At 66.2% G+C, this 12,907-nt stretch carries 12 protein-coding genes; all 12 read left to right on the forward strand.

Going from position 1 to position 12,907, the window contains the following annotated elements:
• The 12 genes from pstA (at position 1) to HL666_RS01010 (ending at position 12,900) form a co-directional block, all read left to right on the forward strand.
• Positions 1 to 891: a phosphate ABC transporter permease PstA gene (pstA, locus tag HL666_RS00955; protein ID WP_246739145.1), complete on the forward strand. Its 891-nt coding sequence runs from the start codon at positions 1 to 3 to the stop codon at positions 889 to 891.
• Entirely contained in the window at positions 888 to 1,709 is an 822-nt protein-coding gene (gene pstB, locus HL666_RS00960; protein WP_172111261.1) for a phosphate ABC transporter ATP-binding protein PstB, read from the forward strand. The genes pstA and pstB overlap by 4 nt, the downstream gene beginning before the upstream one ends.
• Before the next feature lie 30 nt (positions 1,710 to 1,739).
• Positions 1,740 to 2,456 carry a phosphate signaling complex protein PhoU gene (phoU, locus tag HL666_RS00965; protein ID WP_172111260.1) on the forward strand — a complete coding sequence of 239 codons (717 nt, stop codon included), beginning with the start codon at positions 1,740 to 1,742 and terminating at the stop codon, positions 2,454 to 2,456.
• 16 nt (positions 2,457 to 2,472) lie between these two features.
• Positions 2,473 to 3,180, forward strand: coding sequence for a phosphate regulon transcriptional regulator PhoB (gene phoB / locus HL666_RS00970; RefSeq protein ID WP_009028046.1), 708 nt, complete (start codon positions 2,473 to 2,475; stop codon positions 3,178 to 3,180).
• A gap of 158 nt (positions 3,181 to 3,338) precedes the next feature.
• Complete coding sequence (locus HL666_RS00975; protein WP_172179430.1) at positions 3,339 to 4,655, forward strand: trypsin-like serine protease; 1,317 nt, start codon at positions 3,339 to 3,341, stop codon at positions 4,653 to 4,655.
• A 175-nt stretch (positions 4,656 to 4,830) separates the two neighbouring features.
• Positions 4,831 to 5,934, forward strand: coding sequence for a HoxN/HupN/NixA family nickel/cobalt transporter (locus tag HL666_RS00980; RefSeq protein ID WP_172180158.1), 1,104 nt, complete (start codon positions 4,831 to 4,833; stop codon positions 5,932 to 5,934).
• Between the two features lie 14 nt (positions 5,935 to 5,948).
• Complete coding sequence (locus HL666_RS00985; RefSeq protein ID WP_172179432.1) at positions 5,949 to 6,965, forward strand: NADH-quinone oxidoreductase subunit B family protein; 1,017 nt, start codon at positions 5,949 to 5,951, stop codon at positions 6,963 to 6,965.
• Positions 6,962 to 8,401: a nickel-dependent hydrogenase large subunit gene (locus tag HL666_RS00990; protein ID WP_172179434.1), complete on the forward strand. Its 1,440-nt coding sequence runs from the start codon at positions 6,962 to 6,964 to the stop codon at positions 8,399 to 8,401. The genes HL666_RS00985 and HL666_RS00990 overlap by 4 nt, the downstream gene beginning before the upstream one ends.
• A gap of 225 nt (positions 8,402 to 8,626) precedes the next feature.
• On the forward strand, positions 8,627 to 9,730 hold the full coding sequence (locus HL666_RS00995; RefSeq protein WP_172179436.1) for a hydrogenase small subunit: 1,104 nt from the start codon (positions 8,627 to 8,629) through the stop codon (positions 9,728 to 9,730).
• A 22-nt stretch (positions 9,731 to 9,752) separates the two neighbouring features.
• Positions 9,753 to 11,543: a nickel-dependent hydrogenase large subunit gene (locus HL666_RS01000; protein ID WP_172179438.1), complete on the forward strand. Its 1,791-nt coding sequence runs from the start codon at positions 9,753 to 9,755 to the stop codon at positions 11,541 to 11,543.
• A gap of 14 nt (positions 11,544 to 11,557) precedes the next feature.
• A complete protein-coding gene (cybH, locus tag HL666_RS01005) occupies positions 11,558 to 12,301 on the forward strand; it encodes a Ni/Fe-hydrogenase, b-type cytochrome subunit (protein ID WP_172179440.1) in 744 nt (247 codons plus the stop codon).
• 14 nt (positions 12,302 to 12,315) lie between these two features.
• Positions 12,316 to 12,900, forward strand: a complete 585-nt coding sequence (locus tag HL666_RS01010) for a HyaD/HybD family hydrogenase maturation endopeptidase (protein WP_172179442.1) — start codon at positions 12,316 to 12,318, stop codon at positions 12,898 to 12,900.
• The last annotated feature ends 7 nt before the right edge of the window (positions 12,901 to 12,907 follow it).

Consider the following 12,907-nt stretch of genomic DNA (forward strand, 5'->3'; position numbering starts at 1 on the left):
ATGACGAGCGTCGAGATGTCCACCGTCGATACGCCGGTCAATCCCGTCAACCCGATCTATGCGCGCCGCCGCCGTCGCGACCTCGTCGTCCGCGGCCTTTGCATCGCCGCCGCGGCGTTCGGCGTCACCTGGCTGGCGCTGATCCTGTTCACGCTGTTCTATAACGGCCTCGCCGGCCTCAGCCTGCAGGTCTTCACCGCCGACACGCCGCCGCCCGGCGCCAGTGAAGGCGGCCTGCGCAACGCCATCGTCGGCTCGATCATGATGACGGTGATCGGTGTCGGCATCGGCGCGCCGCTCGGCCTGTTCGCCGGCACCTACCTCGCCGAATACGGCCGCAACGACCGCCTGACCTCGGTGATCCGCTTCATCAACGACATCCTGCTGTCGGCGCCGTCGATCATCATCGGCCTGTTCATCTACGGCGCGGTCGTTGTGCCGATGGGCGGCTTCTCGGCGATCGCCGGTGCGCTGGCGCTGGCCGTCATCGTGATCCCCGTCGTGCTCAGAACCACCGAGGACATGCTGCTGCTGGTGCCGAATCCGCTGCGCGAGGCGGCGTCCGCGCTCGGCCTGCCGCGCTCGCTCGTGATCCGCCGCATCGCCTACCGCGCGGCGCGCTCGGGCCTCATCACCGGCGTGCTGCTGGCGACCGCCCGCGTCGCCGGCGAGACCGCGCCGCTGTTGTTCACCGCGCTGTCGAACCAGTTCTGGAGCCTCAACCTCTCCAAGACGATGGCGAACCTGCCCGTCACCATCAACAATTTCGTCCAGAGCCCGTATGCCTATTGGAAACAGCTGGCCTGGAGCGGAGCCCTTCTCATCACTCTGGCCGTGCTCGCCCTGAACGTCGGTGCACGCATTCTCGGCGCCGAGAGGAAAACGAAATGACCGAACTGTCCGTCTCCGTCAGTCAGCCCGCTCACGCGCTTCATGGCCAGCCGCTCCCCGAGGCGCCGGCCAAGGTGACCGCGCGCAACCTGAACTTCTATTACGGCGATCATCACGCGCTGAAGAACATCAACCTGACGCTGGGCACCAACCGGGTCACGGCGTTCATCGGCCCGTCCGGCTGCGGCAAGTCCACCTTGCTGCGCATCTTCAACCGGATGTACGACCTCTATCCGGGCCAGCGCGCCACCGGGCAGCTGATGCTGGACAACACCAACATCCTCGATCCCAAGCTCGATCTCAATCTGCTGCGCGCGCGGGTCGGCATGGTGTTCCAGAAGCCGACGCCGTTCCCGATGACGATCTACGAGAACATCGCGTTCGGCATCCGCCTCTACGAGAAGATCTCGAAGTCCGAGATGGACGACCGGGTCGAGAAGGCGCTGCGCGGCGGCGCACTGTGGAACGAGGTCAAGGACAAGCTCAACGCCTCCGGCCTGTCGCTGTCCGGCGGCCAGCAGCAGCGTCTGTGCATCGCCCGCACGGTTGCGGTGCGTCCCGAGGTGATCCTGTTCGACGAGCCGTGCTCGGCCCTCGACCCGATCTCGACCGCCAAGGTCGAGGAGCTGATCCAGGAGCTCTCGGAGAACTACACGATTGCGATCGTGACGCATAACATGCAGCAGGCGGCGCGAGTCTCCGACAAGACCGCCTTCATGTATCTCGGCGAGTTGATCGAGTTCGACGATACCAGCAAGATCTTCACCTCGCCGAGCGATCGGCGGACCCAGGATTACATCACCGGCCGGTTCGGCTGACGCCGACAGCAATGCCTTCAGGAGATCATCATGGCCAGTGAACATACCGCCAAGGCGTTCGACAGCGATCTGCAGGACCTCACCCGGCTGGTGTCGGAGATGGGGGGCCTCGCCGAGCGGCTGATCGTCGATTCCGTCGATGCGCTGGTGCGGCGCGACGTGGCGCTCGGCCAGAAGGTGGTCGCCGCCGATGCCGAAGTCGACAAGCTGCAGCGCATCATCGAGGAGCGCGCGGTGCTGACGATCGCGCGCCGCCAGCCGATGGCGGTCGATTTGCGCGAGATCGTCGGCGCGATGCGCGTCGCCACCGATCTGGAGCGGATCGGCGACCTCGCCAAGAACATCGGCAAGCGCGTCGCCGCGCTGGAGAGTGACTTCCATCCGCTCAAGCTGATCCGCGGCCTGGAACACATGACCGACCTGGTGCAGTCGCAGGTCAAGACGGTGCTGGATGCCTATGCCGCGCATGACCTGCCGGCGGCGATGACGGTCTGGAAGGGCGACGAGGAGGTCGATGCGATCTGCACCTCGCTGTTCCGTGAGCTCCTCACTTATATGATGGAGGACCCGCGCAACATCTCGTTCTGCATCCACCTGATGTTCTGCGCCAAGAATATCGAGCGGATCGGCGATCACGCGACCAACATCGCCGAGACGGTGTTCTATATGATCGAGGGCCAGCAGATCATGGACAAACGCCCGAAGGGCGACATGACGAGCTTCGCGGCCACGATCCCCGGCAACTGAGAAAGACGATTCCGACATGGGCGCGCGAATTCTGGTGGTTGAGGACGAGGAGGCGCTGACGACGCTGCTGCGCTACAATCTCGAAGCCGAAGGCTACGAAGTGGAGACCGTGGCGCGCGGCGACGAGGCGGATACGCGGCTCAAGGAGCGCGTGCCAGATCTCGTCGTGCTCGACTGGATGCTGCCGGGCCTCTCCGGCATCGAGCTGTGCCGGCGGCTGCGGGCGCGCTCCGAGACCAAGCAGTTGCCGATCATCATGCTCACCGCGCGCGGCGAGGAGAGCGAGCGCGTGCGTGGCCTCGCCACCGGCGCCGACGACTACATCGTCAAGCCGTTCTCGGTGCCGGAGCTGCTGGCGCGGGTGAAGGGCCTGCTGCGGCGGGCGAGCCCGGAGCGGCTGGCGACGGTGCTGTCCTATGGCGACATCGAGCTCGACCGCGAGAAGCGCCGCGTGGCGCGCTCGGGCCGGCCTATCGATCTCGGCCCGACCGAGTATCGCCTGCTCGAGTTCTTCCTCGAGCATCCCGGCCGCGTGTTCAGCCGCGAGCAGTTGCTCGACAGCGTCTGGGGCCGCGACATCTATATCGACGAGCGCACCGTCGACGTTCACATCGGCCGCCTGCGCAAGCTGCTCAATCCCGGTCGCGAGCAGGACCCGATCCGCACCGTGCGCGGCGCCGGCTACGCGCTGGACGATCGCTTTGCCAAGAGCGAGCAGGCATAAGAGGCGGACAGGCGTGAGGGGCACTTCGGCGTGATGGTGGAGCAGGGGTGATACGCGAGCGGGCCGGATTAAGGACACCGCCGTCCGCTTTCCGCCACGCCGCCGCCGTCTTGATCGTGCCTGCTGGGCGACCGATGTTTCGGTCTCAGCGGACGCCCTTGATCAAGACCATACTCATAAGTCTTGCCGTGCTGCTCGGCACCGTTGCTGGCGCCTCGGCCGCCGAGATCGAGGACGCCGTCGCCGCGGCAGGAAATGGACAGCACGCCGCGGCGATGCGCCGCCTGCTGCCGCTGGCCGCCAAGGGCGATGCGCGGGCGCAGTTCGACGTCGGCTTCATGCAGGCCTTCGGCTGGGGCCAGCCGCGCAACGCGGCCGAGGCGCTGGCATGGTATCGCAAGGCGGCGGACCAGGGCCTCGCCGTCGCCCAGCACTATCTCGGCATCGGCTACATCAACGGCGAGGGTGTCGCGAGCAACTACGGCGAAGCCGCCCGCTGGTTCAGCCGCGCCGCAGCCCAAGGCTTCGCCCAGTCGCAATACATGCTCGGCCTGATGATGCTCGACGGCCGCGGCGTCACCCAGGACGTCGTGCAGGGCTATGCCTGGCTGGTAATGGCCGGCCGCAATGGCGTGCGCTCGGCCGGCCGCGACGTGCAGCGGGTCAAGCTGACCGAGGCGCAGCGCGTCCAGGCGCAGGCGATGATCGCGAGCTGGAAGCCGAGATTCGAATCGGCGGACGCCGGGGTGGCCAACCCGCGTCCCGAGCAGTTGCTCGGACTCGACCGGCACATCGGCGAGGTCGTGGACCCGACCTCCTGGCCGGCCTCGTCGATCGGCGTCGTCACCGTCGCGCAGTATTCGACGGGCGGCTGGTGTACCGGCACCCTGATCGCGCCGCGCGTGGTGCTCACTGCCGCGCATTGCGTGTTCAACGGGCTCGCGCAGGTCAATCCCGGCAACGTCCGCTTCCTGGCCGGCATGAACAGGGGCACGCCGGCCGCCTCATCGATCGCCGAACGGCTGATCGTCGCGCCCGAGTTCGTCCCGACCCAGCACGACCGATGGTCGCTCGACCGCTCCCCGGCCGATTGGGCGCTGATCATCCTGAAGGACGCGCTGCCGTCGAAGCCGGTGGCGGTGCGGGCGCTGAGCCGCGACGAGCTGGTCGCTGCAACCAGGGCCGGCACCATCTCCGAGATCGGCTATGGCCAGGAGCGGCGCTATTCGCCGACCGGCCAGCGCAATTGCAGGGCGGGGATGACCAAGGACGGCAAGCTGCTGACCGTGCATTGCCTGGCCAATTTCGGCTATTCGGGCTCGCCGATCATGGCCGAGATCGGCGGCGAGCCGGCCGTGGTTGGCATCTTCTCGGCGTTCCACGAGGAGACCCGGCTGATGTTCGCCGCGCCGGCAAGCCAGTTCGAGGCGACCGTGCGGCGCGAGATCGCCGCGCAGAGCGCCTCGGCACGGTGAGGGGAGAACGGCGGAGGCGGCAGCCACTGGTCAATGTTTGTGCGTGACCGGATAGCGGGTTGCCAAGGTAAGGGCTGGTCTGGGATGCACGGCCCCCGAACGACTGAATCCGCGCCGAGTTCGGCGTCGGCCATGGCTCTTGCCGAATGGCGCGGGTCTTGCTCTCCTGGTGAGTATGACAATTTTTCCGATTGATCATCCTCACCCCACCCGCCGGATCCCAGTCTGGTTCACGAGGGCGGGTGGCTCGACCGCCGCGCTGCTCGCCGGCCTCGTGCTGGCCAACGCGCTCGCCTGGGCGTGGGCCTTCGCGCTCTACGCTGACCGGCCCGCGATCGTCGGCACGGCGTTGCTGGCCTGGCTGCTCGGCCTCCGGCACGCGGTCGATGCGGACCACATTGCCGCCATCGACAACGTCGTGCGCAAGCTGGTTCAGGATGGCGACAAGCCGCGCGCTGCAGGACTCTACTTCGCGCTCGGCCATTCGAGCGTCGTGGTGATCGCGACCATCGTGGTGAGCCTCGTTGCCGGCTCTGACCTGTTGAGCGAGCAGAGTACGATCCGGGCGATCGGCGGAACGATCGGAACGTCGGTCTCGGCAGGCTTTCTGCTGCTCATCGCGGTCGTCAATCTGGTGCTGTTCGTGAAGCTCTGGCGCCGCGCGGCTCGGCCGGACGCCGGCGGCGCCGGGGTTTCCGGGGGCGGCATCCTGATTCGCTTGTTGCGACCCGTGCTTCGCATCGTCTCCCGCGCCTGGCACATGTACCCGCTCGGCTTCCTGTTCGGGCTTGGCTTCGACACTGCCAGCGAAATCGGCCTGTTGAGCCTGTCGGCGACCGAGGCGGCGCGCGGCGCGAGCCTCGCTCATGTGCTGGTGTTCCCGGTGTTGTTCGCGGCGGCGATGGCCACCGTCGATACCGCCGATAGCATGCTGATGACGGGTGCCTATCGCTGGGCGCTGACCGATCCGACCCGCAAGCGGCGTTACAATCTGGTGATCACGGGCGCATCCGTCGCAATCGCGCTGGTGATCGGCGGCGTGGAGACCGTCACGCTGTTGGCGCCGCGGCTCGGGCTGGGCGCGATCGAGGTTGGCGACAGCCTTGGCAATCTTGGGATCGTCGCCATCGGTCTGTTCGGACTGATCTGGGCGGGATCGGCGTTGGTCAGCCGCCACCGGCGCGGTTCCGGGCGCGCCCCGGGCGAAGCGCTTGCCACCGTTCGCGCCGCGGCGCTAAATCCGACGGTGATGCCAAGCGGAGCGCGCGGCGCAGGATAAAGCGGGACGTCACGATGGCCGGCTCAGAGGTAATGACCAGGATGCTGTGGCTGCAGGGCGCGAGCTGCGGCGGCTGCACGATGTCGATCCTGGAGAGCGGCGCGTCAGGCTGGTTCGACGAGTTGCGTCAGTCCGGTATCGATCTGATCTGGCATCCTTCCGTCAGCGAGCAGACCGGCGACGAAGTCGTCGAAATACTGGAGGCCATCCGGGACGGCCGTGAGCGGCTCGATCTGCTGGTCCTCGAGGGCTCGGTCGCACGCGGGCCTGATCTGACGGGCCGTTTCAACATGCTCGCCGGTACCAACCGCTCGATCTATCACTGGCTGCTCGATCTGGCGCCGCTGGCCGACTACGTCGTCGCCGTAGGCAGCTGTGCGGCCTATGGCGGCATTCCCGCCGCCGGCATCAATCCGACGGACGCTGTCGGACTGCAATTCGAGAGCAGCGACATCGGCGGCGCGCTGGGCGCGGGCTTCCGTTCCAGGCACGGGCTGCCCGTCATCAACGTTGCCGGGTGTGCGCCGCATCCGGGGTGGATCATGGAGAGCCTGCTGGCGCTTGCGTCGGGTGACCTGACTGCCGGCGGCCTCGACGCGGTCGGCCGGCCGACGTTCATCGCCAATCACCTCGCCCATCACGGCTGCTCGCGCAACGAGTTCTACGAGTTCAAGGCGAGCGCGGAAGTGATGTCGGAGCGCGGCTGCTTGATGGAGCATCTCGGCTGCCGTGCGACGCAGGCGGTCGGGGACTGCAATCAGCGCTCCTGGAACGGCGGCGGCTCCTGCACCAAGGGCGGCTATGCCTGCATCGCCTGCACGTCGCCCGGATTCGAGAGCGCGCAGAACTATCTGCAGACGGCCAAGCTCGCCGGCATCCCGGTCGGCCTTCCGACCGACATGCCGAAGGCCTGGTTCGTCGCGCTGGCGGCGCTGTCGAAATCGGCGACGCCACGCCGCGTGCGCGTCAACGCGACCGCCGATCACGTCGTGGTGCCGCCGAGCCGCTCGGGCGACAAGCGCCGCCCATGACGCGGATCACGGTCGGCCCGTTCAATCGCGTCGAGGGGGACCTCGAAGTCCGGCTCGACATCGAGCAAGGTCGAGTCGCGCGCGCCGAGGTGACCGCGCCGCTCTATCGCGGCTTCGAGCAGATCCTGGAGGGACGGCCGCCGCTTGACGCGCTGGTCATCGCGCCGCGCATCTGCGGCATCTGCTCGGTGTCGCAGTCGATCGCCGCCGCAAGCGCGCTGCGTCAGGCGATGGGCGTCACTGCTGCGCCCAACGGCATCCTTGCCACCAACATCGCGCACGCCGCCGAGAACGCCGCCGATCACCTCACGCACTTCTACATCTTCTTCATGCCCGACTTCGCCCGCGAGTCCTACGCCGCACAGGCTTGGCATGGCGCGGTGGCGGAGCGTTTCACGGCGACCAAGGGATCAGCTGCGCGCGACGCGCTGCCGGCGCGGGCGCGGCTCCTGGAGATCATGGGCGTCATCGCCGGCAAATGGCCGCACAGCCTCGCGTTCCAGCCGGGCGGGACGACGCGCGCGATCGAGCTCGGCGAGCGCATCCGTCTCAATGCGATCGCCGCGTCGTTTCGCGGCTTCCTCGAACGCGTGGTGTTTGCCGACAAGCTCGAACATTTGCTGGCGCTGTCGACGCCGGACGAGCTGGATCAGTGGCGCGATGGCCGCGACGGCGACTTCGCCCAATTCCTGCGGCTTGCCGACGCGCTGTCGCTCGCAGATCTCGGCAAGGGCCCGGGCGCGCTGATGAGCTTCGGCGCCTATCACGATTTGGATGGCGCGCGTTTTCGGGCCGGGCTTCGTCGCCGCGATGGCAAGACCGAAACGCTGCCATCGGACCGGATCACGGAAGACGTCTCCCACGCCTGGATGCGCGAGACGTCGCTCGATCCCGCCGAGAGTCGCACGATGCCGGATGCCGAAAAGGCGGACGCCTACAGCTGGTGCAAGGCGCCGCGGCTTGCCGGCCAGCCGGTCGAGGTCGGCGCTCTGGCCAGACAGGCGGTCGATGGTCAGAAGCTGATCACCGCGTTGTTGGCAGCCGACGGCAGCAACGTCCGCAACCGCGTGATCGCCCGGCTGATCGAGACGGCGCAGCTCGCGCTCTCGATCGAACGCTGGATCAAGGCGCTGCGCCTCAACGAGCCGTTCTGCGAGACTGGTGGCGAGGTGCTCGACGGCAGCTTCGTCGGGCTCGTGGAGGCCGCGCGCGGCAGCCTCGGCCACTGGCTCTCACTGCGCTCCGGCCGGATCGAGCGCTATCAGATCATCGCGCCGACCAGCTGGAATTTTTCGCCGCGTGATGCGGAGGGCGTCGCCGGCCCGCTCGAGCAGGCGCTGGTCGGAACCGAGGTCGGCGATGCCGGCGCGCGCGCGGTCAGCATCCAGCATGTCGTCCGGTCGTTCGATCCCTGCATGGTGTGCACCGCGCACTGACCGTGCTGAGCGGCATGCGGAAACAAGCTTGTCGGTGCAAAGCGCGTGCTTTCCGATTGTCGCCTGATATCCGCTGCTGATCTCCCGATCGCACTGATAGCAGAGCTTCAAGCATCTGGAATCATTATGATTCAAATCCAGCGCTGATGCTGGCCCGCATCTTGCTGTCCCCTTCCGCCAGATCGCGATCAGATGATCGCCAACGCGACAGCAGGGGGAGGACTCATGGGCGCGACGACTGAAACGTTTTACAGCGTCATCCGGCGGCAGGGCATCACGCGGCGCAGCTTCCACAAGTTCTGCAGTCTCACCGCGACGAGCCTCGGTCTCGGGCCGGTCGCAGCGAGTCGCATCGCCAATGCGCTGGAAACAAAGCCGCGCACGCCCGTCATCTGGATGCACGGGCTGGAATGCACGTGCTGCTCGGAGAGCTTCATCCGCTCGGCGCATCCGCTGGTGAAGGATGTCGTGCTGTCGATGATCTCGCTCGACTACGACGACACGATCATGGCGGCGGCCGGCCATCAGGCCGAGGAGATCCTCGAAGAGACGCGCGCCAAGTACAAGGGACAGTACATTCTCGCCGTCGAAGGCAATCCGCCGCTCAATGAAGGCGGCATGTTCTGCATCGACGGCGGCAAGCCGTTCGTCGAAAAGCTGAAGGTCATGGCCGAGGACGCCATGGCGATCATCGCCTGGGGCGCCTGCGCCTCATGGGGCTGCGTTCAGGCGGCGAAGCCGAATCCGACCCAGGCGACGCCGATCGACAAGGTCATCACCAACAAGCCGATCATCAAGGTGCCCGGCTGCCCGCCGATCGCGGAGGTCATGACCGGCGTCGTCACCTACATCACGACGTTCGGCAAGCTGCCCGAGCTCGACCGCCAGGGGCGGCCGAAAATGTTCTACTCGCAGCGGATCCACGACAAATGCTACCGCCGGCCGCATTTCGACGCCGGCCAGTTCGTCGAGGAGTGGGACGACGAGGCCGCGCGCAAGGGCTACTGCCTTTACAAGATGGGCTGCAAGGGCCCGACCACCTACAACGCCTGTTCGACGGTGCGCTGGAACGGTGGCGTGTCGTTCCCGATCCAGTCCGGTCACGGCTGCATCGGCTGCTCCGAGGACGGCTTCTGGGACAAGGGCTCGTTCTACGACCGGCTCACCAAGATCAAGCAGTTCGGCATCGAGCACAACGCCGACGAGGTCGGCATGGTCGCGGCGGGGACCGTCGGCGTGGCGGTCGCGGCGCATGCGGCGGTCACGGCGGTGAAGCGGCTCGCGACCACGCGCGACGACGCCAAAGACAGCGCCAAGCAAGATCATTGATCGACATTCAGGGCAGGCAATCATGGGCATCCAGACCCCCAACGGCTTCAATCTCGACAATTCCGGCAAACGCGTCGTGGTCGATCCGCTCACGCGCATCGAGGGACATCTGCGCGTCGAGGTGAACGTCGATTCCAACAACGTCATCCGCAACGCGGTCTCGACCGGCACGATGTGGCGCGGCATCGAGACCATCCTGCGCGGCCGCGATCCGCGCGACGCCTGGGCCTTCACCGAGCGGATCTGCGGCGTCTGCACGGGAACGCATGCGTTGACGTCGGTGCGCGCGGTCGAGAATGCCTTGGGGATCATGATCCCCGACAATGCCAACTCGATCCGCAACATCATGCAGCTCTGCCTGCAGGTGCACGACCATCTCGTGCACTTCTATCATCTGCATGCGCTGGATTGGGTCGACGTCGTCTCGGCACTCAAGGCCGATCCGAAGGCGACCTCGGCGCTGGCGCAGTCGATCTCGGACTGGCCGCTGTCGTCGCCTGGATACTTCAAGGACCTGCAGATCCGGCTGACGAAGTTCGTCGAGTCCGGCCAGCTCGGTCCATTCAAGAACGCTTATTGGGGGCACGCTGCGTACAAGCTGCCGCCGGAAGCGAACCTGATGGCGGTGGCGCACTATCTGGAAGCGCTCGACTTCCAGAAGGAGATCGTCAAGATCCACACCATCTATGGCGGCAAGAACCCGCACCCGAACTGGCTGGTCGGCGGCGTGCCTTGCGCAGTCAATGTCGATGGCACCGGCGCGGTCGGCGCCATCAATATGGAGCGGCTGAATCTGGTCTCCTCGATCATCGATCGCTCGATCGAGTTCGTGCAGAAGGTCTACCTTCCCGACGTGGTGGCCATCGGCTCGTTCTACAAGGACTGGCTCTATGGCGGCGGTCTCTCCGGCAAGAGCGTGATGTCCTATGGCGACATCCCGGAGAACGCCAACGACTATTCGGCCAAGAACCTCAAGCTGCCGCGCGGCGTCATCCTCAACGGCAACCTCAACGAGGTGTTGCCGATCGACCATGGCGATCCCGAGCAGATCCAGGAGTTCGTGACGCACTCCTGGTACAAATACCCGGACGAGAGCAAGGGTCTGCATCCCTGGGATGGCGTCACCGAGCCGAACTACCAGCTCGGCCCGAATGCCAAGGGCACCAAGACCGACATCAAGGAGCTCGACGAAGGCGGCAAATATTCCTGGATCAAGGCGCCGCGCTGGCGCGGCAACGCGGTCGAGGTCGGGCCGCTGGCGCGCTACATCATCGGCTATGCGCAGAACAAGCCGGAGTTCAAGGAGCCGACCGACAAGCTGCTGAAGGCGCTGAACCTGCCGGTGACGGCGCTGTTCTCGACGCTCGGCCGCACCGCAGCCCGCGCGCTCGAATGCGATTGGGCGGCGGGCCAGATGCGCTACTTCCAGGACAAGCTGGTGGCGCGCATCAAGGCCGGCGATTCCTCGACCGCCAATGTCGAGAAGTGGAAGCCGGAGAGCTGGCCCAAGGAAGCCAAGGGCTACGGCTTCACCGAGGCGCCGCGCGGCGCGCTCGCGCACTGGATCAAGATCAAGGACACCAAGATCGACAACTACCAGTGCGTGGTGCCGACCACCTGGAACGGCTCGCCCAGGGATCCCAAGGGCAATATCGGCGCCTTCGAGGCCTCGCTGATGGATACGCCGATGGCGGATCCGGAGAAGCCGCTGGAGATCCTGCGCACGATCCATTCGTTCGATCCGTGCCTCGCGTGCTCGACCCACGTGATGAGCCCGGACGGCCAGGAAATGGCGACGGTCAAGGTCAGGTAGCGGGGAGACGCACCATGATGGATGCCATTACGCGGCCCGCCGAGTCCGAGCCGAACCTCGCCGCGATTGCGGCCGACGCAGCCGGTGAGCGTGCGATCGGCCGTCCGACGGTCTATGTCTACGAAGCGCCGGTGCGCATCTGCCACTGGGTCAATGCGTTCGCAATCGTCGTCCTGATGATCACGGGGTATCTGATCGGCACGCCGCTGCCGACGGTGGAAGGCGAGGCGTCGGCGAGCTTCGTGATGGGCTACATCCGGTTCGCGCATTTCGCGGCCGGCCAGGTGCTGGCGGTGTTCTTCCTCGCCCGCATTCTCTGGGCGTTCGTCGGCAACCATCACTCCCGGCAGATCTTCTACATCCCGGTGCACCGCAAGCAGTTCTGGAAGGAGGTGCTGCACGAGATCCGCTGGTATGCGTTTCTGGAGCGCGAGCCGAAGATGTATGTCGGCCACAATCCGCTGGCGCAGACGGCGATGTTCACCGGCTTCACGCTGTTCGTCGCCTTCATGATCGTCACCGGCTTTGCGCTGTATTCGGAAGGCGAGGGCATCGACAGCTGGCAGTACAAATTGTTCGGCTGGGTGTTCTCGATCTGGCCGAACAGCCAGGACGTGCACACCTATCATCACCTCGGCATGTGGGCGCTGGTGATGTTCGTGACGGTGCACGTCTATGCCGCCATCCGCGAGGACATCATGTCGCGCCAGAGCATCATCTCCTCGATGATCTCCGGCGAGCGGCAGTTCCGCGAGTAGTTGGAGGAAGCGCGATGGCTGAGACGAAGCTGGAGCGGATCCTGGTGCTCGGGATCGGCAACATTCTGTGGGCCGACGAAGGTTTCGGCGTGCGCGTGGTGGAGGAATTCCACCGCCGCTATGCCGTGCCCGACAACGTCACGATCCTCGACGGCGGCACGCAGGGACTCTACCTCGTCAACTTTGTCGAGGAGGCCGACGGCCTGATCGTGTTCGACGCGATCGACTACGGCCTTGCGCCGGGCGAGCTCAAGCTCGTCCGCGACGACGAGGTGCCGCGTTTCACCGGCGCCAAGAAGATGAGCCTGCACCAGACCGGTTTCCAGGAGGTCTTGAGCGCGGCCGATCTGCTCGGCCGCTATCCGCAGCGGCTCGCGCTGATCGGCTGCCAGCCGCTCGACCTCGAGGATTGGGGCGGGCCGCTGACCGCGCCGGTGCGCGCACAGATTGCTCCGGCCATCGAACTGGCCTGTGCCGTGCTGGCGGAGTGGGGCGTCTCGGCGGTGTTGCGACCCGAGCCGCTCGCCGGCGACGCGCGCCTGCTCGCCAACGACATCGATCATCACAGCTACGAGATGCGGGCGGACCCGGCCGAATAGCCGGGCG

This window comes from Bradyrhizobium aeschynomenes (assembly GCF_013178945.1).
Classification (GTDB): Bacteria; Pseudomonadota; Alphaproteobacteria; order Rhizobiales; family Xanthobacteraceae; genus Bradyrhizobium; species Bradyrhizobium aeschynomenes.

What these genes read in the sequence shown, in the direction of transcription:
- HL666_RS01010 (WP_172179442.1), top strand. Translation starts at nt 12,316, where the DNA reads ATGGCTGAGACGAAGCTGGAGCGGATCCTGGTGCTCGGGATCGGCAAC.
- phoU (WP_172111260.1), top strand. Translation starts at nt 1,740, where the DNA reads ATGGCCAGTGAACATACCGCCAAGGCGTTCGACAGCGATCTGCAGGAC.
- pstB (WP_172111261.1), top strand. Translation starts at nt 888, where the DNA reads ATGACCGAACTGTCCGTCTCCGTCAGTCAGCCCGCTCACGCGCTTCAT.
- cybH (WP_172179440.1), top strand. Translation starts at nt 11,558, where the DNA reads ATGATGGATGCCATTACGCGGCCCGCCGAGTCCGAGCCGAACCTCGCC.
- HL666_RS01000 (WP_172179438.1), top strand. Translation starts at nt 9,753, where the DNA reads ATGGGCATCCAGACCCCCAACGGCTTCAATCTCGACAATTCCGGCAAA.
- pstA (WP_246739145.1), top strand. Translation starts at nt 1, where the DNA reads ATGACGAGCGTCGAGATGTCCACCGTCGATACGCCGGTCAATCCCGTC.
- HL666_RS00995 (WP_172179436.1), top strand. Translation starts at nt 8,627, where the DNA reads ATGGGCGCGACGACTGAAACGTTTTACAGCGTCATCCGGCGGCAGGGC.
- HL666_RS00985 (WP_172179432.1), top strand. Translation starts at nt 5,949, where the DNA reads ATGGCCGGCTCAGAGGTAATGACCAGGATGCTGTGGCTGCAGGGCGCG.
- HL666_RS00980 (WP_172180158.1), top strand. Translation starts at nt 4,831, where the DNA reads ATGACAATTTTTCCGATTGATCATCCTCACCCCACCCGCCGGATCCCA.
- phoB (WP_009028046.1), top strand. Translation starts at nt 2,473, where the DNA reads ATGGGCGCGCGAATTCTGGTGGTTGAGGACGAGGAGGCGCTGACGACG.
- HL666_RS00990 (WP_172179434.1), top strand. Translation starts at nt 6,962, where the DNA reads ATGACGCGGATCACGGTCGGCCCGTTCAATCGCGTCGAGGGGGACCTC.